General features: G+C 73.9%; 26 protein-coding genes and 1 riboswitch. Of the genes, 10 read left to right on the top strand and 16 right to left on the bottom strand.

Annotation, left to right across the window (positions count from 1 at the left end; genetic code table 11):
- Positions 1-54: 54 nt before the first annotated feature.
- Positions 55-483: an ATP-binding protein gene (locus FHX78_RS23985; protein ID WP_145869481.1), complete on the bottom strand. Its 429-nt coding sequence runs from the start codon at positions 481-483 to the stop codon at positions 55-57.
- Between the two features lie 91 nt (positions 484-574).
- Here FHX78_RS23985 and FHX78_RS23990 point away from each other — a divergent pair, with 91 nt between their 5' ends.
- Genes FHX78_RS23990 through FHX78_RS24000 form a run of 3 tightly spaced genes read left to right on the top strand, consistent with a single transcriptional unit; the run spans position 575 to position 2,260 of the window.
- On the top strand, positions 575-1,423 hold the full coding sequence (locus FHX78_RS23990; RefSeq protein ID WP_145869482.1) for a helix-turn-helix domain-containing protein: 849 nt from the start codon (positions 575-577) through the stop codon (positions 1,421-1,423).
- Between the two features lie 40 nt (positions 1,424-1,463).
- Entirely contained in the window at positions 1,464-1,595 is a 132-nt protein-coding gene (locus FHX78_RS38070) for a DUF397 domain-containing protein (protein ID WP_341874752.1), read from the top strand.
- Positions 1,595-2,260, top strand: coding sequence for a maleylpyruvate isomerase N-terminal domain-containing protein (locus tag FHX78_RS24000; protein WP_145869484.1), 666 nt, complete (start codon positions 1,595-1,597; stop codon positions 2,258-2,260). The genes FHX78_RS38070 and FHX78_RS24000 overlap by 1 nt, the downstream gene beginning before the upstream one ends.
- A gap of 87 nt (positions 2,261-2,347) precedes the next feature.
- Here the strand turns inward: FHX78_RS24000 and FHX78_RS24005 are convergent, their stop codons facing one another.
- The 7 genes from FHX78_RS24005 to FHX78_RS24035 all read right to left on the bottom strand — a co-directional run bounded on the left by FHX78_RS24005 (position 2,348) and on the right by FHX78_RS24035 (position 9,789).
- Complete coding sequence (locus FHX78_RS24005) at positions 2,348-2,764, bottom strand: aggregation-promoting factor C-terminal-like domain-containing protein (RefSeq protein WP_145869485.1); 417 nt, start codon at positions 2,762-2,764, stop codon at positions 2,348-2,350.
- Between the two features lie 326 nt (positions 2,765-3,090).
- A complete protein-coding gene (locus FHX78_RS24010; protein WP_145869486.1) occupies positions 3,091-3,927 on the bottom strand; it encodes an ECF transporter S component in 837 nt (278 codons plus the stop codon).
- Positions 3,924-5,588, bottom strand: a complete 1,665-nt coding sequence (locus FHX78_RS24015; protein ID WP_145869487.1) for an ABC transporter ATP-binding protein — start codon at positions 5,586-5,588, stop codon at positions 3,924-3,926. The genes FHX78_RS24010 and FHX78_RS24015 overlap by 4 nt, the downstream gene beginning before the upstream one ends.
- Entirely contained in the window at positions 5,585-6,775 is a 1,191-nt protein-coding gene (locus tag FHX78_RS24020) for an energy-coupling factor transporter transmembrane component T (protein WP_229924053.1), read from the bottom strand. The genes FHX78_RS24015 and FHX78_RS24020 overlap by 4 nt, the downstream gene beginning before the upstream one ends.
- Positions 6,768-7,409, bottom strand: a complete 642-nt coding sequence (locus FHX78_RS24025) for an SCO2322 family protein (protein ID WP_145869488.1) — start codon at positions 7,407-7,409, stop codon at positions 6,768-6,770. The genes FHX78_RS24020 and FHX78_RS24025 overlap by 8 nt, the downstream gene beginning before the upstream one ends.
- Positions 7,406-8,635 carry an SCO2321 family membrane protein gene (locus FHX78_RS24030; RefSeq protein WP_145869489.1) on the bottom strand — a complete coding sequence of 410 codons (1,230 nt, stop codon included), beginning with the start codon at positions 8,633-8,635 and terminating at the stop codon, positions 7,406-7,408. Before FHX78_RS24030 ends, FHX78_RS24025 begins: the two co-directional genes overlap by 4 nt.
- 135 nt (positions 8,636-8,770) lie before the next feature.
- A riboswitch (cobalamin riboswitch) is annotated at positions 8,771-8,885 on the bottom strand.
- Positions 8,886-9,108: 223 nt separating this feature from the next.
- Complete coding sequence (locus tag FHX78_RS24035; RefSeq protein ID WP_145869490.1) at positions 9,109-9,789, bottom strand: TetR family transcriptional regulator; 681 nt, start codon at positions 9,787-9,789, stop codon at positions 9,109-9,111.
- Between the two features lie 206 nt (positions 9,790-9,995).
- Between FHX78_RS24035 and FHX78_RS24040 the strand changes: the two genes are divergently transcribed.
- From FHX78_RS24040 to FHX78_RS24050, 3 genes are read left to right on the top strand one after another with little or no spacing between them, the layout of a single operon-like run.
- A complete protein-coding gene (locus tag FHX78_RS24040) occupies positions 9,996-11,450 on the top strand; it encodes a glycosyltransferase family 4 protein (protein WP_145869491.1) in 1,455 nt (484 codons plus the stop codon).
- Complete coding sequence (locus FHX78_RS24045; protein ID WP_145869492.1) at positions 11,444-12,190, top strand: class I SAM-dependent methyltransferase; 747 nt, start codon at positions 11,444-11,446, stop codon at positions 12,188-12,190. The genes FHX78_RS24040 and FHX78_RS24045 overlap by 7 nt, the downstream gene beginning before the upstream one ends.
- Entirely contained in the window at positions 12,187-13,272 is a 1,086-nt protein-coding gene (locus FHX78_RS24050; protein WP_145869493.1) for a prenyltransferase/squalene oxidase repeat-containing protein, read from the top strand. The genes FHX78_RS24045 and FHX78_RS24050 overlap by 4 nt, the downstream gene beginning before the upstream one ends.
- A gap of 56 nt (positions 13,273-13,328) precedes the next feature.
- Here FHX78_RS24050 and FHX78_RS24055 read toward each other — a convergent pair whose 3' ends face one another.
- The 6 genes from FHX78_RS24055 to FHX78_RS37165 form a co-directional block, all read right to left on the bottom strand.
- The gene (locus FHX78_RS24055) at positions 13,329-13,622 is read right to left on the bottom strand and encodes a hypothetical protein (protein ID WP_145869494.1); all 294 of its coding nucleotides are present in this window, start codon (positions 13,620-13,622) and stop codon (positions 13,329-13,331) included.
- Positions 13,623-13,723: 101 nt separating this feature from the next.
- On the bottom strand, positions 13,724-14,566 hold the full coding sequence (locus FHX78_RS24060) for a DUF5336 domain-containing protein (protein WP_145869495.1): 843 nt from the start codon (positions 14,564-14,566) through the stop codon (positions 13,724-13,726).
- A 154-nt stretch (positions 14,567-14,720) separates the two neighbouring features.
- On the bottom strand, positions 14,721-15,707 hold the full coding sequence (locus tag FHX78_RS24065) for an N-acetylmuramoyl-L-alanine amidase (protein ID WP_145869496.1): 987 nt from the start codon (positions 15,705-15,707) through the stop codon (positions 14,721-14,723).
- Between the two features lie 21 nt (positions 15,708-15,728).
- Positions 15,729-16,379 carry a class I SAM-dependent methyltransferase gene (locus tag FHX78_RS24070; protein ID WP_145869497.1) on the bottom strand — a complete coding sequence of 217 codons (651 nt, stop codon included), beginning with the start codon at positions 16,377-16,379 and terminating at the stop codon, positions 15,729-15,731.
- A gap of 98 nt (positions 16,380-16,477) precedes the next feature.
- A complete protein-coding gene (locus FHX78_RS24075; RefSeq protein ID WP_145869498.1) occupies positions 16,478-18,217 on the bottom strand; it encodes an MFS transporter in 1,740 nt (579 codons plus the stop codon).
- Positions 18,218-18,431: 214 nt separating this feature from the next.
- The gene (locus FHX78_RS37165; protein WP_189908658.1) at positions 18,432-18,692 is read right to left on the bottom strand and encodes a WGxxGxxG family protein; all 261 of its coding nucleotides are present in this window, start codon (positions 18,690-18,692) and stop codon (positions 18,432-18,434) included.
- Between the two features lie 273 nt (positions 18,693-18,965).
- Here FHX78_RS37165 and FHX78_RS24085 point away from each other — a divergent pair, with 273 nt between their 5' ends.
- Both FHX78_RS24085 and FHX78_RS24090 read left to right on the top strand, forming a co-directional pair.
- Positions 18,966-20,390, top strand: a complete 1,425-nt coding sequence (locus FHX78_RS24085; protein ID WP_167531835.1) for an MFS transporter — start codon at positions 18,966-18,968, stop codon at positions 20,388-20,390.
- Positions 20,391-20,674: 284 nt separating this feature from the next.
- Positions 20,675-21,532 (top strand): MaoC/PaaZ C-terminal domain-containing protein, encoded by an 858-nt coding sequence (locus FHX78_RS24090; protein WP_145869500.1) that lies wholly within the window; start codon positions 20,675-20,677, stop codon positions 21,530-21,532.
- A gap of 96 nt (positions 21,533-21,628) precedes the next feature.
- On the opposite strand, the gene FHX78_RS36885 is transcribed toward FHX78_RS24090, so the two are convergent.
- Positions 21,629-21,796, bottom strand: a complete 168-nt coding sequence (locus tag FHX78_RS36885; protein WP_167531836.1) for a hypothetical protein — start codon at positions 21,794-21,796, stop codon at positions 21,629-21,631.
- Positions 21,797-21,893: 97 nt separating this feature from the next.
- The gene (locus FHX78_RS24095) at positions 21,894-23,135 is read right to left on the bottom strand and encodes a hypothetical protein (RefSeq protein WP_145869501.1); all 1,242 of its coding nucleotides are present in this window, start codon (positions 23,133-23,135) and stop codon (positions 21,894-21,896) included.
- 174 nt (positions 23,136-23,309) lie between these two features.
- Here FHX78_RS24095 and FHX78_RS24100 point away from each other — a divergent pair, with 174 nt between their 5' ends.
- Complete coding sequence (locus FHX78_RS24100; RefSeq protein ID WP_145869502.1) at positions 23,310-24,164, top strand: Nif3-like dinuclear metal center hexameric protein; 855 nt, start codon at positions 23,310-23,312, stop codon at positions 24,162-24,164.
- Positions 24,161-24,904 (top strand): zinc ribbon domain-containing protein, encoded by a 744-nt coding sequence (locus tag FHX78_RS24105; RefSeq protein WP_189908661.1) that lies wholly within the window; start codon positions 24,161-24,163, stop codon positions 24,902-24,904. The genes FHX78_RS24100 and FHX78_RS24105 overlap by 4 nt, the downstream gene beginning before the upstream one ends.
- Positions 24,905-24,910 lie beyond the last annotated feature (6 nt).

The raw sequence follows: 24,910 nt of genomic DNA on the forward strand, positions 1-24,910 counted from the left end.
TCAAAACACAACCTCTCTTCCTGTGCCGGTCGCCGAGACGCGGCCGCGCAACCGTCAACGCCGGTGAGCCGCGCCGCACTCGAACCACACGGTCTTCCCGCCACCGGGCTCGGGCTCCACACCCCAGGTGTCGCTCACCGCGTCGAGCAGTGCGAGCCCTCTTCCGTGCTCGGAGTCGAGCGCCAATCCGACCGGCACGCGCGGCAGTTCGTCGCAGCCGTCGGTCACCTCCACCCGCATCCCGCCCGGCAACCGCAGCAGCAGCACGACACAGCGCCGGTCCGGGACGTGGCGCACGACGTTGGCGAGCAATTCGGTCACGCCCAGTTCCACGGCGTCGGCCAACTCGGCCATCTCCCACTCGCGCAGGAGCGACCGCGCGATGCGCCGGACATGCCGTGCCGAGTGCTCACCGACGGTCAGGCGCAGCGTGTACTGGGCACCACGTGGGGCGAGAAGAGCCGGAGCAATGTTTTCGTTCACGGCACAAGGCTGACCTCCACTGACTACGCTCGGCTACAGCACGAATACAACCGGTTCCCCCGTGGACCGAGTTGCGCGAAAGGGGCTGCGCGTGACCCACATCAACGTCCTCGACCCGGGCGCGTCTCCGCTGGACTACTACGGCTTCGAGCTGCGCCGTCACCGGGAGGCCGCCGGCCTCACCCAGCGGCAACTCGGGGACATCGTCAACTACACGGGCTCCCTGGTCGGCCAGATCGAGACGGCGAGGAAACTGCCGACGGCCGAGTTCAGCGAGCGGGTGGACGCGGCGCTGGGGACGGGCGGACTGCTGTCCCGCCTCGTCACCCTGGTGATGCGCAGCCAACTCCCGTCCTGGTTCCAGCAGGTGGCCGAGCTGGAGTCACGAGCGGTGGAGATCTGTACGTTCCAGACGCACATGGTCCACGGTCTCCTCCAGACCCCGGCCTATGCGCGTGCGGTGCTCGGCGCCCTGGACGACACCGACCTCGACGACCGGACGGCGGTACGGCTGGCTCGGCAGCGGATCTTCGAGAAGGCGGAACCGCCGACCTCCTGGTCGATCCTCAGCGAAGCCGCGCTGTACCAGCGGATCGGCGGGGCCGAGGTCATGAAGGGGCAACTGGCCCACTTGTTGTCCTTCGCGGGCAACCCACGGGTCAACGTGCAGGTGCTGCCCTTTTCGGCCGGGGCTCATGCCGGGCTGACAGGCTCATTCAACCTCTACCGCTTCGCCGGCGACCCGGACATTGTCTACATGGAGGGCTATGGGAGCGGGCATCCGACCGCGAATCCGGAAACCGTCAGGAACTGTTCGCTCCGTTACGATCACCTCCAGGCAGCCGCCCTGCCTCTACGGGACTCGGCGGAGCTGATCCGACGTGTGATGGAGGAGCGCTATGGAGAGCACCGCGATTCCGGCCGGGATCCAGTGGCGTAAGTCCAGTTACAGCAGTGACCAGGGCGGCGACTGTGTGGAGGTGGCCGTGACCCCTCTGTGCATAGCCGTCCGCGACTCCAAGATCCCGACGGAGTCGATCGTCACGGCCCGCCCCGCCACCTTCGCCGCGTTCCTGAACTGGGCGGCGACCGCACGCCCCGAACTGCCCTGATGCACCACTTCTCCCGCTCCTGGACCGCCCTGCTCGCAGCCGTCGCGCACCTCTCCGACGAGGACTTCACGCGACCGTCCGGCTGCAAGGGCTGGCTCGTACGGGACCTGGTGTGCCACCTGGTGATCGATGCTCAGGACGTCCTGATCACCCTCGTCACCCCCGCCGACACCGAACCCACGGCGGACGCGACCACGTACTGGAACCTGGTCGAACCGCCGACCGGTGACGACCCGTTGGACGCGTTGATCCCACGGCTGGCCGCCGCGTACGGCGATCCGGGACTGCTCAGGTTCCACCTCGACGACGTCGGTTCCGCGGCGGGCCGGGCCGCCGGACTCGCCGACCCCGCCGCCCGCGTCAGCACTCAGGACAAAGTCCTGACCGTCGGCGACTACCTCTCCGCGTACGTCCTCGAATGGACCCTGCACCACCTGGACCTGATCGCCCACCTGCCGTCGGCTCCCGAGCCGCCCCCCGCCCCGCCCGCCGAAACCCTCGCGGCGGCCCGCGCGGCGCTGGAGAGGATCGCCGGAACCCCGTTCCCCGCCGCGCTCTCCGACACGGACGTCCTGCTGATCGGCACGGGTCGCCGCGCTCCGACCGACTCGGAGAGGTCCACGCTGGCCGGACTCGCCGACAGGCTTCCGTTCGTCCTCGGCTGAGGAGGGACCGGAGCGCCGGACAGCGCGCATGGCGAAGGCGGCGGCCCCGGGGATCAGGGGGCCGCCGCCTTCGGTACGGGTGGGCTGTCAGTACCAGCCGTTGGACTGCCAGAAGCTCCAGGCGTCGCAGGCGCTGCCGTAGCGGTCCTTCATGTAGTCCAGACCCCACTCGATCTGGGTGGCGGGGTTGGTCCTCCAGTCGGAGCCGGCCGAGGCCATCTTGGAGGCCGGCAGGGCCTGGACCAGGCCGTACGCGCCGCTGGAGGCGTTGGTGGCGGTGGGGTTCCAGCTGCTCTCGTGCTGGACGATCTTCGAGAAGCACTGGTACTCGGCCGAGTTGCCGATCATCTTCTTCGCGGTCGCCTGGGCCGAGGCGGTGCCCGTGGTCGCGGCCTGCGCGGGCGCGGCGGCGATCAGCGTGCCGCAGGTGGCGGCGGCCAGAGCGGCGCCGGCGAGGGCCTTCTTCGGGGTGGCGACGGTGCGGAGGACGGAAGCGGCGGACACAGGCGGCCTTTCGGTCGGAAGCAGGGAGGTCACGTATGCGTGCCGGACGCCACGGGAGTGCGGCGGGTGACATGCGACGGCGCCGCGGCCCGTGGGGGGCACGTCGGCGCCTGGCGACTGCTCCACAGAAACAAATCCCGGGATTGTCCGCAAAGGTCCCTTTTACTAAGCCGGGTCGCAGGGCCGGCCCCGTGCACGTGCAGCGGGCGGGGTACGGGGGGCGGGGGGCGCCCTGCGCCGAACCGCGCGGCTACGGCCCCGGTTCGTATGTGACGCGGGTCATGTGGGGTGCTTCACCCACTCGGTCACGGGGAGCGCGCGGGGCCTCACCGAGGGGTGTCCGCGAAGGTGACCGGCGCCTCGAAAGCCGCCCTCCGGGTGGCCCGGCGCAGGGCCTTGAGGAGCGGGGTGCCGAGGACGGCCGTCAGGACCACGGTGACCAGCGCGCGGCCCAGGTCCCAGCCGAGGGAGGTCGCCAGGCAGTAGGCGAGGAAGCGGGCCAGGTTGGTGGGGAGCGGGGCGTCGGGGGAGAAGGAGATGTTCGAGGCGAGGGCGGACATGAAGGGCCAGCCCGCCATGTTCATCACCGTGCCGTAGGCGAAGGCGGCCAGGAAGCCGTACGCCGCGAGCAGGCAGAGTTCCGCGCGGCCCCGCAGGCGGTCGGCGCCCGGCAGCAGCCCCGCGCCCATCGTGAACCAGCCCATCGCCAGCATCTGGAACGGAAGCCACGGCCCGACACCGCCCGTGAGCAGGGCGGACGCGAACATCGTCACCGAGCCGAGGACGAAGCCGAAGCCCGGCCCGAGGACCCGGCCGCTGAGGACCATGAGGAAGAACATGGGCTCCAGTCCGGCCGTGCCCGCGCCGATGGGGCGCAGTGCCGCGCCCGTGGCGGCGAGGACACCGAGCATCGCCACCGCCTTGGGGCCCAGACCGGACTCGGAGATCGTCGCCGCCACGACCGCGACCAGGAGGACGAGCAGTCCGGCGAAGAGCCACGGCGCGTCCTGGGCGTGGGCGTTCAGCGTGGAGGCGGGCGGGGCGAGGAAGGGCCAGCCGAAACCGGCCACGCCCACCGCGCTGACCAGGGCCAGGGCCAGCAGGGAGCGCGGGCCCAGGCGGATGGCGCGGGCCTGGCGTTCCGTGGGGCGCGCGGGGGTCATCGCAGTGCCTCGCGGACCTGGGAGACCGTGAGCCAGTGCTGCGGGGCGAGGATCTTCGCCACCTGCGGGGCGAAGGACGGGGACGCCACGACCACCTCGGCCGCCGGACCGTCCGCGATCACCTCGCCCTCGGCGAGCAGGACCACCCGGTGGGCGAGTTCCGCCGCCAGTTCCACGTCGTGCGTGGCCATGATGATCGCGTGTCCCTCGGCGGCCAGCCCGCGCAGGATCGTCACCAGGCGGGCCTTCGCCGCGTAGTCCAGGCCGCGGGTGGGCTCGTCCAGGAGCAGCAGGGGCGGGCGGGCGGTGAGGACGACGGCCAGGGCGAGGGTGAGGCGCTGGCCCTCGGAGAGGTCGCGGGGGTGGGTGTCGTCGGCGACCCGGGGGAGGAGGTCGGAGAGCAGGGCGCGGCAGGTGCCGGGGGGTGCGCCCGCGTCGTCGTCGGCGGCCGCGCACTCCGCCGCGACCGTGTCGGCGTAGAGGAGGTCGCGGGGTTCCTGCGGGACGAGGCCGACGCGGCGGACCAGGTCGCGGGGGCGGGTGCGGTGCGGGACGGCGTCGCCGGTGCGGACCGAGCCCGAGAACGGTTCGACGAGGCCCACGAGGGCGCTGAGCAGGGTGGACTTTCCGGCGCCGTTGCGGCCCATGAGGGCAATGGTCTCGCCCGCGGTGACGGTCAGGTCGACGTGGCGCAGGGCCTGGACGCGGTCGCGGCGGACGGCGAGGGAGCGGACGTCGGCCACGGGGACGGCGGCGGCGGTGTCCGGGCCGGTGCGCCGGAACAGGCGCCGGCCGCGGGCGGGCGCGGGCGGCGGGGGCGCGGTGTCGTCCCGCCGGGGGGCGCGGCCGGTCAGGCGGTCGCGCAGGGGGGCCGCCCGGCGGCGGGCGTCGCGCACCGTCAGGGGCAGGGGCGACCAGCCCGCCAGGCGGCCCAGGTCCACCACCGGGGGGACGACGGGCGACACCGCCATCACCTCCGCCGGGGCGCCGAGGAGGGGGCGTTCACCGGGGCCGGGCAGCAGCACCACCTGGTCGGCGTACTGGATGACGCGTTCCAGTCGGTGTTCGGCCATGAGGACCGTGGTGCCGAGGTCGTGGACGAGGCGCTGGAGGACGGCGAGGACCTCCTCGGCCGCAGCGGGGTCGAGGGCGGACGTCGGTTCGTCGAGGACCAGGACGTGGGGGTGCGGGGTGAGGACCGAGCCGATGGCGACGCGCTGCTGCTGGCCGCCGGAGAGGGTGGACAGGGGGCGGTCGCGCAGACCGGAGAGGCCGAGGAGGTCGAGGGTCTCCTCGACCCGGCGGCGCATCACGGCCGGGGGCAGGCCCAGCGACTCCATGCCGTAGGCGAGTTCGTCCTCCACCGTGTCCGTCACGAAGTGGGAGAGCGGGTCCTGGCCCACCGTCCCGACCACGTCGGCGAGTTCACGCGGCTTGTGGGTGCGGGTGTCCCGTCCGGCGACCGTGACCCGGCCGCGCAGGGTACCGCCGGTGAAGTGCGGGACCAGGCCGCTCACCGCGCCGAGCACCGTGGACTTGCCGACGCCGGACGGGCCGGCCAGGAGCACCAGTGCGCCCTCGGGGACCTCGAAGTCGACATCCCGGACGGTGGGTCCGGGCGTTCCGTCGTAGGTCACCGACACGTTCTCGAAGCGGATCACGACGGCTCCTTGCGGGTGTTCGCGGCATCGGGGGCGGAGGTCTCGGAGGCGGGGGGCTCGGGCGCGGGGGTGAGGAAGGCGGGGAGCAGGCCGAGCAGGACGGCCGCCGCCGGCCACAGCGGGAGGGCCGGTGCGACGAGCGGGACCACCCCCGGATGCAGGGCCGCCGGGTCGCGGGACGCGGCGAGGGCCAGCAGGGCGGCGACCGCCGCTCCGGAGGCGGACACCAGCCAGGCCCGGACGTCCCAGCGGTCGGGGCGGTACCGGGTGCGCAGGGTGCGACGGCCGCCCAGCCACAGACCCGCGAGGGCGGCGGCCACGCCGGCCAGGAGGACGGGGAGCCCGTAGGTGCCGCCCTCGGCGGTGAGCAGCCCGTACGTTCCGGCGCAGACGCCGAGCAGACCGCCGAGGGTGAGGGCGGCGGTGGTACGGCGGACGGCGGGCGGGACCTCGGCGGTACGGCCGTAACCGCGCGCGTCCATCGCGGCGGCGAGGGCGACCGAGCGCTCCAACGCGCCCTCCAGCACCGGGAGTCCCACGTGCAGCAGACCGCGTACGCCCTTGTCGGGGCGGCCGCGCAGACGGCGGGCGGAACGCAGGCGCCGCACGTCGGCGATCAGGTTCGGCGCGAAGGTCAGCGCCACGACGACGGCCACGCCCAGTTCGTACAGGGCGCCGGGAAGGGACTTGAGGAGGCGGGAGGGGCTGGCGAGGGCGTTCGCCGCGCCGACGCAGATGAGGAGCGTGGCGAGTTTCAGACCGTCGTAGAGGGCGAAGACGAGGGCCTCGGCGGTGACGTCGCCGCCGAGGCGGATGCCCTGGGCCCAGTGGGGGAGGGGGACTTCGGGGAGGGCGAGGAGGACGTGGGTGCCGGGGATGGGCGAGCCGAGGACGACGGCGAAGGCCAGGCGGATGAGGAGGACGGCGAGGGCGAGCTTGACGAAGGCGCCGTAGGAGCGGGACCAGGGAGTGTGGGGGCGGCGGGTCGCCACGACGTAGGCGGAGACGGTGATGAGGAGGGCGAGGAGGAGGGGGTTGGTGGTGCGGGTGGCCGCGGTGCCGAGGGCGAGGGACCAGAGCCACCAGGCGCCCGGGTGGAGGGAGGCGGCGCGGGGCCGCCGGGGGCCGCCGCGCCCACCCGTGCCGCCCTGGAGGGACGCCCGCTCGCCGTTGCGTGCGTCAGGCACGGCGGCGGGTTTGCCAGAAGGCCGCTGCGCCGAGGAGGGCCACCACCGCGATTCCGGCCGCGAGGCCCAGGGAGGGACCCGAGCCGGATTCCTCCCGCTCGTCGGCGGGGGACGGGGCCGGCTCCGTCGGTATCCGCTCGATCTGCTCGCCGCAGCCCTTCCCCGGGTAGCCCGTGATGGCGCACAGCAGGGCGTTGGTGTCGTAGCGGAGGGGCGCGGCGACCGAGGCCAGGGCCTCGGACGTGGTCGCGTCCGGGGGGACCTGCGCGCAGGCCGTGCGGCGGGACGGCGGGGTCTCGCCGGGCGGGGCGTCCGCCGGGGTGCCGAAGTCGATGACCAGGGCCACGCGCTTGCTGCCCTCCCGCGCCGGGGTCCTGGCGCAGACGGTGGCGAAGTCGGCGGTGCCGCGGGGCTTCGCCGCGTCGGCGGAGTCCTCGCTGACGGCGAAGCGGAAGCCCTGGACGTCGCCGTCGGCGGGGCGGACCAGCGAGGGGCCCTGGGTGGCGTACGTCCAGGTTGCGCCGTCCCGTTCCCAGAACGACCAGTAGCGGTAGCCGGCGGCCTGCGCCTGGCCGGCGCCCGCCGACAGGAGCAGGAGCCCGGCCAGGAACAGCGGGGCCGCCCGGCGGATCACGGCTGCTGCCGCTTCGTACGTCCGCTGATCAGGAACCCGATGCCGATACCGGCGACCAGGCAGACGCCGACGAACCACCAGACACCGAAGCCGGAGCCGGATTCGTCCTTCTTCTCGTCCTTCGTCTCGTCCGGCTTCGGCTCCGCGGACTGCTCGGCGGCGGCCGGGCCCATCGCGCCGAGCTGCTTCACGAGGTCCGTGCCGCCGAAGGCGCGCGGGTCGGCGCCGGTCGCGTGGGCGGCGAAGATCAGCTGGGCGTAGGCGGCCGGGCCGCTCTGCGCGGCCCAGTCGGCGGCGTTCTTCTCCAGCCAGGCGACGGACTTCTCCGCCTGCCCGGTGGCGCCCTGTGCGGCGAGCGCGACGACCGCGTCGGCGGTGTTGCCGTAGTCGGGCTGGTCCTCGGCGCCGGGGAGGGCGGAGACGAGGTGGGCGTCCTCGGCGAGGGCGTCGGCGAGGTAGGCGGCACCGTTGGCGGCGGCCTGCTCGGGGCCGTCGGCCTTCTCGCAGGCGGCGTCCTCGGCCCCGCCCTTGCCGGGTTCGACGGCCAGGCCCGCGCCGAGCGCGCCGAGCACGCCCGCCGCCGTCGCGTCCGCGTTGGCGGCCAGTTCGCCCTTCTTACCGGGCTGGAAGGCGAAGGCGCCCGCGCCGTCCCCCTCGCAGGGCAGCGCCAGCTTCAGCAGGGCGTCGTAGGGGGACCTGCCGTCCTTCTTCACCTCGGCCGGCTTCTCCCCGGCGGCGGCGAGCGCGCCGATGACGAGGGAGGTGGAGTTGGTGTCGCCGGCGCCGCCCGCCGTGTAGCCCCAGCTGCCGTCCTCGTTCTGCACGGACTTCAGCCAGTCGACGGCCTTCTCGGTCACGTCGTCGTGGCCGCCGAGCGCGGCGAGGGCCTGGACGGCGGCGGCCGTCTGGTTGGTGTCGGCCATCGTTTTGGCGCCGCACGGCGTGGAGGTGTCGGCGCGGTACGGGGCGAAGGAGCCGTCGGCGCACTGCTGCCCGGCCAGCCAGTCGACGGTGGCCCGCGGCGGCTCGACGCCCACCGTGTGCTGCGCGAGCAGGGCGAGCGACTGGCGCCAGACGCCGTCGTACTGCGGGTCGCCGTCGCCGTACAGGGCGGAGGGCAGCGCCGGGGACGGCGCGGGGGACGGGGAGGTGTCGGCGGCGGCCGGAGTGGCGGCGCCGATCACGACGGCGGCGGCCAGGACCGCGGCGCTGCGGAGGACGTTCATGATCGGCGGGTGCCTTCCCTGCGACAGGGCCGGGCAGCGCGGGACACCCCGGCGGCTCGGCTCCGTATGCCTCGACGGTGCCGTGCACCGGCGGAGCGCCGGGCACGTGAGCCGGTCACGACCGTGCGGGGCAGTCCGGCTCACCGTCGGGCGGACGGTTCACGGTTGCGGGTCAGCGCCGGAATTGCACCGGCTTCCCCCCGTACGGGTGTGATGACGACCCCGACACTCTACCCGCCCGTAGGAAAGGGGTCAGGGGGGCCTCGGACCCGGACTTCACGGTCATGACGGTGCCGCTGCCGTCCCAGGGTGGGCGATCCGGGCGTGCCGCTCGCCCGCCACGGTGCCGCCGTCGCCGCGAACCACCCGGGTGAAGAGGGGCAACCGTTCGCGCGGGGTGGGTTCGGTGTCGCCGCGGACAGTCCGGCAGTCCGTGCGGGAGGGGTCGTACCGGAAGGCCGTCGAGGGTTTCGTCAGCGGGGGCGGGGTGCCTCGGGGGCCGTCAGGTCCATCAGACGGCACACCGTCTCGATGTCGGTCCTGACCTGGGCGATGGAGGCGCGGCCCGAAAGCCAGGTGATCAGGGCCGAGTGCCAGGTGTGCTCGATGACGCGGACCGCGGAGAGCTGGTCCGGCGTGGGATCGGTGAGCCCCATGGCGTCCAGGATGATCATCGTGGTCTGGCGGGAGACCTGGTCGACCTCCGGACTCACGCTGCGGTCCGCGAACGTCAGCGCCCGCACCATCGCGTCGGCCAGCTGCGGCTCGCGCTGGAGCGCGCGGAAGGCCCGCAGCAGGGTCTCCGCCACCCGCTCGGCCGCGGTCTCACCGGCCGGCGGCTTCTTCCGCAGCGTCCCGTGCATGTGCTCCAGCTGGTCCTGCATCGTGGCGACCAGCAGATGGATCTTGGACGGGAAGTAGCGGTACAGCGTGCCGAGCGCCACCTGGGAGGACTCCGCCACCTCGCGCATCTGCACCGCGTCGAAGCCGCCCCGGCAGGCCAGCTGGGCGCACGCGTGGAGGATGCGGCGCCGGCGCGCCTCCTGCCGCTCGGTGAGCGGGGAGGCCTGGGAGGCCGGAGAGGCCTGCGAGGTGCGCGTGGTGCCGGCGCCGGCCGCCTTGGTCGCCTGACCCCTGTGGGCTTCCGCGGGCATGGGTCCCGTCCGTGACAATCGGTGAGGGTGGATGATCAGACAGCATGGCACGCCGTCCGTCGTGGCGTGAATCACCTGATCCACTGCTCACACCGCGGCTACCTGCCGGTAGATTCGGATCCTCCGAACGATCAACTCTGAAACTTGTTCTAGATTGGCGTCCCGTCGTAATCTCGCGGGACAGCGCAGGCAGAAGGGGGCCCAGAGTGACCGCTGAGGCCAGTCAGGCCGGGCCCTCGGAGGGTCCCGCATCCGACGGCTTGCGACCGCTCCGCATCGCACTCCTCACCTATAAGGGAAACCCGTTCTGCGGCGGACAGGGCGTCTACGTACGCCACCTCTCCCGCGAGCTCGCCCGCCTAGGGCACCGCGTCGAGGTCATCGGCGCCCAGCCCTACCCCGTCCTCGACGAGGGCCACGACGGGCTGCGCCTCACCGAACTGCCCAGCCTCGACCTCTACCGCCAGCCGGACCCCTTCCGCACCCCGAAGCGCGACGAGTACCGCGACTGGGTCGACGCGCTGGAGGTCGGCACGATGTGGACGGGCGGCTTCCCGGAACCGCTGACGTTCTCCCTGCGCGCCCGCCGCCATCTGCGCGCCCGCCGCGGCGACTTCGACGTCGTCCACGACAACCAGACCCTCGGCTACGGCCTCCTCGGCGACCTCGGCGCCCCCCTGGTGACCACCATCCACCACCCCATCACCGTCGACCGGCGGCTGGAGCTGGAGGCCGCCGGGACCTGGCAGCGGCGGTACTCGGTGCGCCGCTGGTACGCCTTCACCCGCATGCAGAAGCGGGTGGCGCGCCGCCTGCCGTCCGTGCTCACCGTCTCCGGCAGCTCCCGCCAGGAGATCGTCGACGACCTCGGCGTACGGCAGGACCGCATCCACGTCGTCCCCATCGGCGCCGACACCGACCTGTTCTCCCCCGACCCGTCGGTGCCGGTCGTACCGGGCCGGATCGTGACCACGTCCAGCGCGGACGTGCCGCTGAAGGGCCTGGTCTTCCTCGTCGAGGCACTGGCGAAGGTACGGGCCGAACACCCCGGGGCGCACCTCGTCGTCGTCGGCAAGCGGCCCTCCGAGGGACCCGTCGCGCAGGCCGTCGAGCGGTACGGACTCGGGGACGCCGTCGAGTTCGTCAAGGGCATCTCCGATGCCGAACTCGTCGACCTCGTACGGTCGGCCCAGGTCGCGTGCGTACCGTCGCTGTACGAGGGCTTCTCCCTCCCCGCCGCCGAGGCCATGGCCACCGGCACCCCGCTGGTCGCCACGACCGGCGGGGCCATCCCCGAGGTGGCCGGCCGCGACGGGGAGACCTGTCTGGCCGTACCGCCCGGCGACGCGGGGGCGCTGGCCGCCGGACTGAGCCGGCTGCTGGGCGACCCGGAACTGCGCGCACGGCTCGGCGCGGCCGGACGCGAGCGGGTGCTGCGGCACTTCACCTGGGCTCGCGCGGCACAGGGCACGGTGGCCCGCTACCGCGAGGCGATCGCCCGCGCGGGCACCGCGGACACCCGCCCCGCGGCACCGGCCGCCACCCTCGCCACGCCCCCGGGCCGCACCGCGGCCCCCGCCGACCGGGACACCGCCCCCGCGGGCGCCGTGTCCCTCCCCGCAGCCGAATCCTCCGACCGCGAAAGCAGGGCCACGTGCTGACCGTCGACTTCTCCCGGTTCCCGCTCGCCCCGGGCGACCGCGTGCTGGACCTCGGCTGCGGGGCCGGCCGGCACGCCTTCGAGTGCTACCGGCGCGGCGCGCGGGTCGTGGCACTCGACCGGAACGGCGAGGAGATCCGCGAGGTCGCCAAGTGGTTCGCCGCGATGAAGGAGGCCGGGGAGGCACCGGCCGGGGCGACGGCCACCGCAATGGAGGGCGACGCGCTCGCCCTGCCCTTCCCCGACGAGTCCTTCGACGTCGTCATCATCTCCGAGGTGATGGAGCACATCCCCGACGACAAGGGCGTCCTCGCCGAGATGGTGCGCGTGCTCAGGCCCGGCGGCCGGATCGCGATCACCGTGCCGCGCTACGGCCCGGAGAAGGTGTGCTGGACGCTGTCCGACGCCTACCACGAGGTCGAGGGCGGCCACATCCGCATCTACCGGGCGGACGAACTGCTGACGAGGATCCGCGAGGCCGGTCTGCGCCCCTACGGCAGCCACCACGCGCACGCCCTGCACTCCCCGTACTGGTGGCTCAAGTGCGCGTTCGGCGTCGACAACGACAAGGCCCTGCCGGTGCGCGCGTACCACAAGCTGCTGGTCTGGGACATCATGAAGAAGCCGCTGGCCACCCGGGTCGCGGAGCGGGCGCTGAACCCGCTGATCGGCAAGAGCTTCGTGGCGTACGCGACCAAGCCCCATCTGCCCCGCGCCGGGACGGAGGCGGACGCCGCGTGACGACCCCCCGGACCCCTCGGACGGAACACCTCGTCCTGCCCGGGGTGCTCACCGCCGGGCAGGCCGCCGAGACCGTCGCCGGTGTCCTCGCCGCGCAGCGGGAGGACGGGGCGATCCCGTGGTTCCGGGGGCACCACCTCGACCCGTGGGACCACGTCGAGGCCGCGATGGCGCTGGACACGGCCGGTGAGCACGAGGCCGCCGAGCGGGCCTACCTCTGGCTGGCCCGGCACCAGTTGGACGACGGCTCCTGGTACGCGGCCTACGCCGACGGCGACCCGCTCGACGTCACCGACCGGGGCCGGGAGACCAACTTCGTCGCCTACGTCGCGGTCGGGGTGTGGCACCACTACCTCTCCACCGGCGACGACACCTTCCTGGACCGCATGTGGCCGTGCGTCTACGCGGCGGTGGAGTTCGTACTGCGGTTGCAGCAGCCCGGCGGACAGATCGGCTGGCGGCGCGACGACGACGGCACGCCCACCGCGGACGCGCTGCTCACCGGCTCCTCGTCCGTCCACCACGCGCTGCGCTGCGCGCTCGCCGTCGCCGAGCAGCGCGAAGAGCCCCAACCCGACTGGGAGTTGGCGGCGGGAGCGCTGCGGCACGCGATACGGCACCACCCCGAGCGGTTCCTCGACAAGGACCGCTACTCGATGGACTGGTACTACCCGGTGCTCGGTGGCGCGCTGACCGGCGCCGAGGCCAAGGCGCGCATCGAGGAGGGCTGGGACCGCTTCGTCGTGCCCGGACTCGGGGTGCGCTGCGTGGTGCCCAACCCGTGGGTCACCGGCGGCGAGTCGGCCGAACTCGCCCTGGCCCTGTGGGTGATGGGCGAGTCCGATCGCGCGCTGGAGGTGCTCCAGTCGATCCAGCACCTGCGCGATCCGCGGACCGGCCTGTACTGGACGGGCTACGTCTTCGACGACGACGCCATCTGGCCCCGGGAGCTGACCACCTGGACGGCCGGCTCCCTGCTGCTGGCGGTCGCCGCCCTCGGCGGCCACGAGGCCACCTGCGCGGTCTTCGGCGGCGAACGCCTGCCCAGGGGCCTGGACCCGGACTGCTGCGCGCCCGCCTGAGCCGACGCGACCCGGGCCGGTCCGAGTCGGCCCGGGCCGGCCCCGGTCAGGCCGGCTCAGTGCCGGCGCAGGCGGCCCGCGATGGCATGGCCGACGAACAGGTAGACGACCGCCGCGAGTCCGTAGCCGGCGACCACCCGGGCCCACGCCTCGTCGAAGGTGAACAGGTCACGCGACCAACCGGCCAGCCAGTTGGCGGCGTCATGGACGAACTGCACCAGGTCATTGGCCCGGTTGGCGTCCAACAGGTACATCAGAATCCACAGTCCGAGGATGACGGCCATGATGTCCGCGATCACCGCGACGACCGTCCCCGCGGAATTGGAACCAGTGCGATATCGAGGGGACATGCCTTCCGGATGGCCCCGAAAGCCCGTTTGAAACCCGGCCCGTACGACAACGGCCCCCCGCCCGGAAGGGCGAGGGGCCGCGACGAGGAGGGGCCGGGGGCTCAGCCGCGCTGGATGCCCGAGGTGTCCTGGAGGACACCGCGACGGCCGTCCTGCGTCTGGGCGACGAGCGCCGGGCCGCGCTGCTCGACCGCCAGGTACCAGGTACCCGGGGCCAGTTCGGCGATCGGCGTGGGCGAGCCGTCCTCCGGGAACAGCGGCCGGGGCACCGGCACCGCGAACCAGAACGGCGAGAAGTCACCGGCGGGCGCCGGGGCGGGCTGCCCCTGCTGCGGCTGGCCCGGGTAGGGCTGCACCGGCTGACCGGGCTGACCGGGCTGGCCCGGCTGCGGCTGGCCGCCGAAGGACGCCTGCTGCGCGCCCGGGTAGCCGTAACCGCCGGGCGGCTGCGCGCCGTAGGGCTGCGGGGCGGCGGGACGGGCGGCCGGGAGGAGGGCGCCCTTGAGGGCGGGCACCAGGGGGGTGGCGACAGCGGCGGCGGCCATGACGAGCGTGGCGACGAGGGCCAGGATCAGACCGGTACCGGCGTCCGGGCCGTCCGAGGAACCGCCGCCGATGTTGTCGACGCCGCCGGCGACGTCGAAGATGTTGCCCAGCGCGCTCCAGGCGGCGAACACGGTGAACGCGATGCCGAACTGGCCGAGGTCGAGCCCCGCGACCTTCGGCGGCTGCGGCAGGCCCCGGGCGACGACGACGAGCGCGGCGCCGATGATGCCCGCCAGCACGACCCCGAGCACGACCGGACCGCTGCCCCACAGGCTGGGCAGGTCGTAACTGTCGGGTGCGCCGTCGACGGAGTAGAGGTCGAGGAACGACGCGATGAACAGCAATACCGCTGCTCCGATCACCACGCCGTCGCCTCGAGTGAGGGAGCGGATATTCACTTCAGGTCCTTCGTAGGTCGTCTCGTCGTCGGAAGAGGCGTCGCTGTCACCGTGTCGCCCGAAGGCCCGGGTTGAAGCGCGGGGGTGGCCCCTCATCGTACGGACGACACTATCGTCCGTACGATCGGGCTGTCCGCCTGGATCAGCGCGCCGATCACTGCCCGCGCAGGAAACTCACGATTCCCTCGGAAATTCCTTGCGCCGCTTTCTGCCGCCAGGCACCGCTGGTCAGCAGTGCCGCGTCCTTGCTATCGCGCATGTTGCCGCACTCGATGAACACCTTGGGAACCGTTGACAGATTGAGACCGCCCAGGTCCTCACGTGTGACGAGACCGGTACCGTCGCCGACGTAGTTGGACGGTGCGCTGCCGGTGACGCGCACGAAATGGCCCGCGACGCGCTCGCCGAGTTCGCGGGAGGGCTCGACGATGGCCCGGGTGTCGGCGGCGCCGGCCCGCACGCTGCCCGGCAGGATGACGTGGAAGCCGCGGTTGCCGGCGCCCGAGCCGTCCGCGTGGATCGACACCACGGCGTCGGCCCCCGCCTTGTTGCCGATCCGGGCCCGCTCGTCCACGCACGGCCCGAACGGCCGGTCGGCATCCTGCGTCAACGTCACGGTGGCGCCCTGCTCTTCGAGGAGCGTGCGCATCCGGTGGGCGACGTCGAGGGTGAACGCCGCCTCGGCGTACCCGTCGTTGGTGGCGGTGCCGGTGGTGTCGCACTCCTTGCGGTTCGTCCCGATGTCCACCTGGCGGTTGATCTCGGCGGTGTGCCGGACATTGCCCGGGTTGTGCCCCGGGTCGATGACGACGACCTTGCCCTTGAGCGGCCCGGACGCGGCCGGCCGCGAGGCCGAGGGGGAGGCGCTCGACGGGGAGGCGCCCGGCTTCCCGCCGTCGGGGCCGGCGGTCGGGGAGGCGCCGGGGGAGGACGGCGCCCGCGACGTGGCGGACACGGATGCCGACGGGGACGCCGACGGGCCTCCCGCCGTCCCCTTGGCGTCCTCGGAGCCGCCGACGGCGGCGTACACCGCCCATCCGAGCAGCGCTCCCGGCACGAGCGCCGCGAGCGCCACGGTCAGGGGTCCACGCCGGGACCGTCGGGGCTGGGGCGGTTCGAAGCCGGGTCCTGTGTACGACACGTCGGCCACCCTAGCGGGGGCTCAGACGCCCGCGCCCGTCCGGCGCAGTACGCGCAGCGAGCCGGTGGCGGACACCTCGGTGAACGCGCCGGACGCGAGGGCCCGGAGGTGGACGCGGTGGGGGGCCTGGCCGGTGAACTCGTCCACCGGGTCGGGGAAGACGTCGTGGATGACGAGCAGGCCGCCGTCGGCGACGTGCGGGGCCCAGCCCTCGTAGTCGGCCGTGGCGTGCTCGTCGGTGTGGCCGCCGTCGATGAAGACGAGCGACAGCGGCGCGTTCCACAGGGCGGCGATCTGCGGGGAGCGGCCGACCAGCGCCACCACGTGGTCCTCCAGGCCCGCCCGGTGCAGGGTGCGGCGGAAGGTGGGCAGGGTGTCCATCAGGCCCAGCTCGGGGTCGACGGTCTCCGGGTCGTGGTAGTCCCAGCCGGGCTGCTGCTCCTCGCTGCCGCGGTGGTGGTCCACGGTGAGCGCGGTGACGCCGGCCGTGCGGGCCGCGTCCGCCAGCAGGATCGTGGAGCGGCCGCAGTAGGTGCCGACCTCCAGCAGCGGCAGCCCCAGCCGGGCGGCCTCGGCGGCCGCCGCGTACAGGGCCAGGCCCTCGTCCGCGGGCATGAAGCCCTTCGCCGCCTCGAACGCGGCCAGGATCCCGGGCTCGGGCGTCGTCGGCATGGGGCTTGCCCCTTCCGGGGTCGTCCGTGTGTGCACGGGCCCATGCTGCCGTACCCCCGCCGGCCCGGGCCGGCGGGGGTGCCGCCGGGTGACGGGGGTCAGGCGGAGACCGTCTCGCCCGGCAGGGACAGGTCCAGCTCGACCGGGCGCTCGTCCCCCGCGTGGGTCGCCGGGGCGGCGAGCGGGGCGTGTCCGGCGGCGCGGGCGGCGATGACGTACGGGCCCGGCGCGGGGACGGTGAGCGCGTAGCCGCCGTCGTCGGCGGAGACGGTGGCGCCCGCCCGGCGGCCGCTGCGGTCGATCAGGGTCACCCGGGCGCGGGCGACCGGGGCGCCGGCCGCGTCCAGGACCCGGCCGCGGAAGCCGCGCAGGGCCGCCTCGGCACGCTCCAGGTTCGCGTCCTCCTCGCTGCTCGCCCGCAGCCGCGTCGTCTCCGACGGGCGTCCGCCGGGCAGGAACAGGGCCAGGACCAGGCCCACGGCCACCGCCGCCGTCGCGATCAGGAAGGAGATACGGAAGCCGTGCAGGGTGGGGATCTCCACGCCGCCCACCGTGTCCGCGGTGTTGGCCAGCACCATGCCGATGACGGCGCTCGACACCGAGGTGCCGACGGAGCGCATCAGGGTGTTCAGGCCGTTCGCCGCGCCCGTCTCGGAGGCCGGGACCGCGCCGATGATCAGGGCGGGCAGGGAGGAGTAGGCGAGGCCGATGCCCGCGCCGAGGACCACCGAGGTGACGACCGTCTGCCAGGCGGCGTCCATCAGGCCGAGGCCGCCGCCGTAGCCGGCGGCGATGATCAGCAGGCCGAGGATCAGGGTGCTCTTGGGGCCGTACCGGGCGGAGAGGCGGGCGTACAGGGGGGCCGTGAACATCATCGTCAGGCCCAGCGGGGCCACGCACAGGCCCGCGACGACCATCGACTGGCCGAGCCCGTGACCGGTGGCGGCGGGCAGCTGGAGCAGCTGCGGCAGGACCAGGGAGACGACGAAGAAGGAGACACCGACCATGATCGACGCGAGGTTGGTGAGCAGGACCTCGCGGCGGGCGGTGGTGCGCAGGTCGACCAGCGGCGCGGAGACGCGCAGCTCCATCAGGCCCCACAGCAGCAGGACCAGGGCGGCCGCGCCGAACAGGGTCAGGGTGGTCGCGGAGGTCCAGCCCCAGTCGCTGCCCTTGGATACGGGGAGCAGGAACAGCACCAGCCCGGCGGACAGGCCCAGCGCGCCCGGCAGGTCGAAGCCGCCGCCGGCGCGGGCGGGGGACTCCGGCACGACGAGCAGGGTGAGCGCGATCGCCAGGACGCCGAGGCCGGCGGCGCCGAAGTAGAGGGCGTGCCAGTCGGAGTGCTGGGCGACCAGCGCGGCGGCGGGCAGCGCGAGACCGCCGCCGACGCCTATGGAGGAGCTCATCAGGGCCATCGCGGAGCCGAGCCGCTCGGGGGGCAGCATGTCGCGCATCAGGCCGATGCCCAGCGGGATCGCGCCCATGGCGAAGCCCTGGAGCGTACGGCCGGTGATCATCAGCAGCAGATCACTGGTGAAGGCGCTGATCAGCGCGCCGACCACCATCACCGCGAGGCTGGTGACCAGCATGCGGCGCTTGCCGTACAGGTCGCCGAGGCGGCCCATGATGGGGGTGGCCACCGCGCCGGACAGCAGGGTCGAGGTCAGGACCCAGGTGGCGTCGGCGGGGGCCGTGTCCAGCAGCCGGGGCAGGTCCTTGATGACCGGGACCAGCAGGGTCTGCATCACCGCGACAACGATGCCCGCGAAGGCGAGCACCGGGACCACGGCCCCGCCCGCTCTGCCGGAAGGACGGTCGGTCGTCGTACGCGTCATGAAGGGTGCCTCCAGGGGCCGGCCGGTTCAGCAGGGATACGTGCAGACCGAACCCCGTACACCCAGGCAACTATTCCGATGCTTCGAGTCACTAACGAATTCTTGACCGTCCCTTGGAGATCTCCGGTCCCTCCGCGCGTGCGGCGTCGGCGGTCCGCCCGCCCCCGGCCGGGCCGGTGGGGCGGGCGGACCCTCGCCTTCTGTGTCGGAGGGGTCACATGCGGGTGCTGCCGCTGTGGTCGCGGTGCTGGTCGCGCTTGTTCCTGCGCGGGATGAGCCCGGCCAGCCCCAGCAGGCCGAGCAGGCCCCACAGCCCGCCGTTGCCGCCGTCGTCGTCGTCCTCCTCCTGCGCCTGGACGACCGTGACGGCGGTCGGCTGGGCCGTGATCTGTTCGGCATTCTGGGCGAGGGCCGCGCCGGCGGGGGCGACGGCGAGAAGGATGCCGATGGCGACGGTGCCTACGAGTTTGCGCATGGCTGTCTCCCTGGTCTCACGCGGTATCAGCAGTCGCTTTCACACCGTCCGTAGTGCCCCGTTGCTCCCGTGTCAGACTTGAATGCGCAAAAAGCCCGGAGTTTCTTGATTGCCGCTTCAACGGCTCCAGGGTTCGTCGCTTCAACGGTTCCGGGTTCGCCGCTTCAACGGTTCCGGGTTCGCCGCTCGACGGTGACCTCCGGCCGCTCCCCCGGTCCGGCACCGGGGAAATGGCGGTGCGGGACGCGCGGACCGGCTGGGAACATGGCACGCATGCTCGAAGCCACCGGCACCACCCGCATGTCCGGCCGTTCCGCGCCTCCCGTGTGGCTGGTGGTGGCACTCGCCTGCGCCGGTCAGTTCCTCGTCGTGCTCGACATCTCCGTGGTGAACGTCGCACTGCCGTCCATGCGCACCGGCCTGGGACTCGACGAGCAGGGCCTGCAGTGGGTGGTGAACGCGTACGCCATCGCCTTCGCCGGCTTCATGCTGCTCGGCGGACGCGCGGGCGACCTCTACGGGCGCAAGCGCATGTTCCTCGTCGGCCTCGGCCTGTTCACCCTGGCCTCGCTGGCCGGCGGGCTCGCCCAGGAGGGCTGGCAGCTGCTGCTGGCGCGGGCGGTGCAGGGACTCGGGGCGGCCGTGCTGGCCCCCTCCACGCTCACCATCGTCACCTCCGCCGTGCCGGAGGGCGCGGCCCGCGCCCGCGCCATCGCGACCTGGACGGCGGTCGGCGCGGGCGGCGGCGCGGCCGGCGGGTTCGTCGGCGGGGTGCTGGTGGACCTGCTGTCCTGGCGGTGGGTGCTGCTGATCAACGTGCCCGTGGGGGCGCTCGTGCTGGCCGGAGCCGCCCGGTGGCTGGTGGAGAGCCGGGCCGGGGACGGGCGGCGGCTCGACCTGCCGGGCGCGGTGCTGGTCACCGCCGGCCTGGCGACCCTGGCGTACGGCATCTCGCAGACCGAGGCCGAGGGCTGGACGGCCGCCGCCACCCTGGTGCCGCTGAGCGCCGGACTCCTCCTCATCGCCCTGTTCCTCCTCGTCGAGGCACGGACCAGGTCCCCGCTGATGCCGCTCGGACTGCTGCGGCTGCGCTCGGTGGCGTCGGCGAACGTGGCGATGTTCCTCAGCGGCTCCGCCATGTTCTGCATGTGGTTCTTCATGACCCTGTACGCGCAGAACGTGCTCGGCTACACCCCGCTGGAGGCGGGTCTGGCCCTGGTGCCCAGTTCGCTCGCCGTGATCCTCGGCTCCAAGGCAGCGCCCCGGCTGATGCGGACGGCCGGTCCGCGTACCGTCGCCGTGCTCGGCACGCTGATCGCGACGGCCGGCTTCGGCTGGCAGTCGACGATGACCGCCGACGGCGCGTACCTGACCGCGATCATGTTCCCCGGCATCCTGATGATGCTGGGCGCGGGCCTCGCCGGGACCCCGCTCGCCGCACTGGCCACGTCCGGCGCCGCACCGCAGGAGGCCGGTCTGGTCTCCGGGCTCGTCAACACCTCCCGCACGATGGGCGGTTCGCTGGGACTCGCGGTCATGTCGACCATCGCGGCGGCCCACACGGCGGGCGCCGCCCGCACCCCCCGCACGCTGACCGAGGGGTACGCGGTGGTCTTCGGCACGGGCGCGGCGGTACTGGCCGCGGGCGCGGTGCTGATGTGGGTGTGGCTGCCGCGGGAGACGGCCGACGCGCACTGAAGGGGCCCACCGAGCGGGGCCGTTCAGCGTGCCCGTCCGGTGGTCGGGGCGTCGGACAGCGGCCGCGCGGGCGGTGGACGGCCGGGGGCGTCGGCCGGTGCGGGCCGGTGTCGGCCGGGGTCGACCTGTGCCGGCCTGCGCCGACCGGGGCCGGTGGTGCGGCGGTGGCCGCCTGACGGGACGGCCCGGCTGACAACCGCCAGGTGCGCGGGCTATACCGGACGTGCCGCACGCACCCGCACCCGCATTCGCACCCGCACCCGCCCCCGGTGATCAGGAGCCCCATGCCCATCGACGCAGCCGAGGCGCTCGCCGCCCCGCCCCGGACCGGCGAAATCTCCTGGACCGCCCGGGACGTCCTGCTCTACCACCTCGGCATCGGCGCGGGCCGGCCCGCCACCGACCCCGGCGAACTGCGCTACACCCTGGAGTCCCGGCTGCACGTCCTGCCGAGCTTCGCCACCGTCGCGGGCGGCGGGCCGCCCGGAGTGATCGACGCGCTGTCCATGCCCGGCGTCGACGTCGACCTGGCCCGCGTCCTGCACGGCGGGCAGTCGCTCACCGCGCACCGCCCGCTGCCCGTCGAGGGCACCGCCACCACCACCGCCCGCATCACCGCCGTGTACGACAAGGGCGAGGCGGCCGTCCTCGTCCTGCGCAGGGAGGCCGCCGACACCGACGGTCCGCTGTGGACCGACGAGGCGCTGGTCCACGTACGCGGCGCCGGCGGCTGGGGCGGCGAACGGGGCCCGTCCGCGCGGCGCGAGACGCCCGCCGGGACGCCGGACCGGACCGTGGAGCGGACCGTCCGGGAGGAGCAGGCCCTGCTCTACCGCCTCACCGGCGACCGCAACCCCCTGCACGCCGACCCCGAGTTCGCCGCGCGCGCCGGTTTCGCACGGCCCGTCCTGCACGGGCTGTGCACCTACGGCATCGCGCTCAAGGCGGTCGTCGACACCCTGCTCGACGGGGACGTCACCCGCGTCCGCTCCCACGCCACCCGGTTCGTGGGGGTCGTGTACCCGGGCGAGACCCTGCGGATCCGGATGTGGCGCGGGGACGGCGAGGTGCGGGTCGTGGTGGGCGCCGTGGAGCGCGGGGACGTGACCGTGCTGGCCGGCACCACCGTGCGGCACGGCTGACCCGCGCGCGGCGCACGCGGGGCGCCTCGGACGACGAAAGGCCCCGCCCGTCGTGCGACGGGCGGGGCCGGGTGCCGAGCGGTGCCTGACGGTGCGTCAGGCGGCCGACTCCGCGTGTTCGTTCTCCTGGGCCGGCCTGCGGTGGCGGCCACGCGGGGACGTTTCGGCGTCCTGCGTGGAGACCGGCCCGCGGTGCCTGCCGTGTCCGGCGGCGTCCTGCCCGCTCTCGGCGGACTGCGGCACGTGCGTGCTGACGTCGTTCATCAGAAGGAATTCACCCCGTAAACATGATCTTTCCTACAGCCGGGCGAGTCTAACCGGCCCACCACGGGCCGGATCCAGACGGCCACGCCAACCGCCACTAGTTCGTTACAAGCCGTCCCAGAGGCGCCTGTTGCAGGGGCACGGGACGAGGGGCGGCAGGGGAGTCGGCGGCGTCGGGCTTGCCGGTACCGGCGGGCGGCGGCTGCTCCCCGTGGCCCACCGGACCGGCCTGGGCGGGGAGTTCGCCGCCGGCCGGGGACCGCGGGTCCGGGAGGTCCGCCGCCGGCCGGACGTCCAGCCCCGCCCGGCGGCGCTCCTGCCCCGGCGCCCGCAGCCCGGCCACCCCGCACGGCACCGCCCGGGTGGCGTACGGCAGCCGCAGCACCCCGTCCGCCGTCCACAGCCCGGACCCCGTCAACCAGCCCTCCGGGGCCGGGAAGTGGTGCACCCGGCGGTGCGCCGGCCGCCACACCCCGACCCAGCTGCCCAGCGCCCCGTCGATGCGCAGCGCCACCGCGCAGCCCTCCGGGGTCAGCATCTGGCCCGGCTGGATCGCGAACGGCGTGACCGCGCAGTCCGCCAGCCGCAGGCACTCCGGGAAACGCACCGGCAGCGTGCTGCCCAGCACCCCCCAGCCCAGCCGGTCCCGCCCGGGCGAGGGCGCGTCCGAGCGGATCAGCAGCAGCCCGCTGTCCGGGTCGGCGAGCAGGACCCGGTCGTCGCTCTCCGCGGCGATCTGGAGCAGCGGGGACATCTCGCCGCCGCGCTCCAGGTCCACCACGACCGCCTTGGTGCGCCCGCCGGTCTCCCGGTCCAGGGCCAGTATCCGCCCCGCGCGGTCCAGCCACACCCCGCCCGAACAGCGGCCCGGCACCTCCGCGAGATGCTCGGGCCCGAACCCGCCGCCCGCCACCAGCCACACCGCCGTCGAGCGCCGGCCCACGGCCAGGGCGTACGCCCGCTCCCCGCCCGGGGCGGGCGGCAGCAGCCGCAGCCGGGTGTCCTCGTCCGGGCACTCGACCGTGCCCAGCGGCAGCTCACCGGTGCCGGGGCCGGTCGGGTACAGCAGGGAGAAGGCGTGCCGTCCGTTCACCAGCCGGTGGATGAGGACCCGCCCGTCGCTCAGGGGCTGCACCTCCGTGCCGGGCTCCTCGGGCTGGTTGCCGGGCAGCGGCACCGCGTACGGTTCGGGGCCGTCCAGGGTCCAGCGCTCCGGGAAGAGGGAGTCGCCGGCGAGGGCGAGACGGGCGGCGTAGCAACCGTCCGCGGTGATGGTGCAGCCCGCCCGTCCCGCTCCGTCCTGGTGTTCCGCCGCAGGTTCGATGGCACAGACCGTCATCGTTCGGTCACCTCCGGTGACGAACGGTAGTTTTCGCGCGCTCGGGCGGCGGACCGGTGGGCCCGCACTTCACACGTAAGGGTGCTCCAGGAACGATTCGCCTGAGGAGCGGGAGGGGTCTGTGCTCCAGGAGGCCGGTACTCCCGCACGAAACAGCCAGGTAGCCTTGCAGGCGTGCCCCGTCTGTCTGAAGTCATCGCCGCGCTGGAGAACCTGTGGCCCGCCGAGCGGGCCGAGTCCTGGGACGCGGTCGGCACGGTCGTGGGCGAGCCCGACCAGGAGGTCACGCGGGTCCTGTTCGCCGTCGACCCGGTCCAGGAGATCGTGGACGAGGCGGTGAGGCTCGGCGCCGACCTGCTCGTCACCCACCACCCGCTCTACCTGCGCGGCACGACCACGATCGCGGCCTCCACCTTCAAGGGCCGCGTGGTGCACACCCTCATCAAGAACGACATCGCGCTGCACGTCGCCCACACCAACGCCGACACCGCCGACCCGGGCGTCTCCGACGCCCTCGCCGGCGCCCTCGGCCTCCGGGTCGTACGGCCCCTCGTCCCGGACCCCGCCGATGCCGAGGGCCGCCGGGGGCTGGGCCGCGTGTGCGAGCTCGACCACCCGCTGACCGTCCGCGACCTCGCCGCCCGCGCCGCCGAGCGCCTCCCCGCCACCGCGCAGGGCATCCGCGTCGCCGGCGACCCCGACGCGCTCGTGCGCACGGTCGCCGTCAGCGGCGGCTCCGGCGACAGCCTCTTCGACCACGTGCGGGCCGCGGGCGTCGACGCCTTCCTCACCGCGGACCTGCGCCACCACCCCGTGTCGGAGGCCCGCGCCCACAGTCCCCTCGCGCTGCTCGACGCGGCGCACTGGGCCACCGAGTGGCCCTGGTGCGAGCTGGCCGCAGCCCAGCTCGACGAGATCTCCGACCGCCACGGATGGGGACTTCGGGTCCACGTCTCGGCCACGGTCACCGACCCCTGGACCGCCCACGCGGCATCCACCGTCACCACTTCATCTGGAGCCCCCAACTGAACGCCGCGCCCGCCGACCAGATCCGCCTCCTCGACGTCCAGGACCTCGACGTCCGTCTCCAGCAGCTCGCGCACCGGCGCAGGTCGCTGCCCGAGCACGCCGAGATCGAGTCGCTGAACCGGGACCTCACCCAGCTGCGCGACCTGCTCGTCGCCGCGCAGACCGAGGAGAGCGACTGCGCCCGCGAGCAGACCAAGGCCGAGCAGGACGTGGACCAGGTGCGCCAGCGCGCCGCCCGCGACCAGAAGCGCCTCGACTCCGGTGCCGTCTCCTCGCCCAAGGACCTGGAGAACCTCCAGCGCGAGCTCACCTCCCTCGCCAAGCGGCAGGGCGACCTCGAGGACGTCGTCCTGGAGGTCATGGAGCGCCGTGAGTCCGCGCAGGAGCGGGTCGCCGAACTGACCGAGCGGGTCGGCTCCGTGCAGGGGAAGATCGACGACGCCACCGCCCGCCGGGACGCGGCCGTCGAGGAGATCGACGGCGAGGTGTCCTCGGTGACGAAGGAGCGCGAGGTCGTGGCCGCCTCCGTCCCCGAGGCGCTGCTCGGCCTGTACGACAAGCTGCGCGCGCAGCAGGGCGGCATCGGCGCGGCGAAGCTGTACGCCCGCACCTGCCAGGGCTGCCGCCAGGAGCTGGCCATCACCGAGCTGAACGAGATCCGCTCCGCCGCCCCCGACACGGTGGTGCGCTGCGAGAACTGCCGCCGCATCCTGGTGCGTACGTCCGAGTCGGGGCTGTAGGGGTTC

Origin of the sequence: Streptomyces capillispiralis (genome assembly GCF_007829875.1) — a bacterium.
Classification (GTDB): domain Bacteria; phylum Actinomycetota; class Actinomycetes; order Streptomycetales; family Streptomycetaceae; genus Streptomyces; species Streptomyces capillispiralis.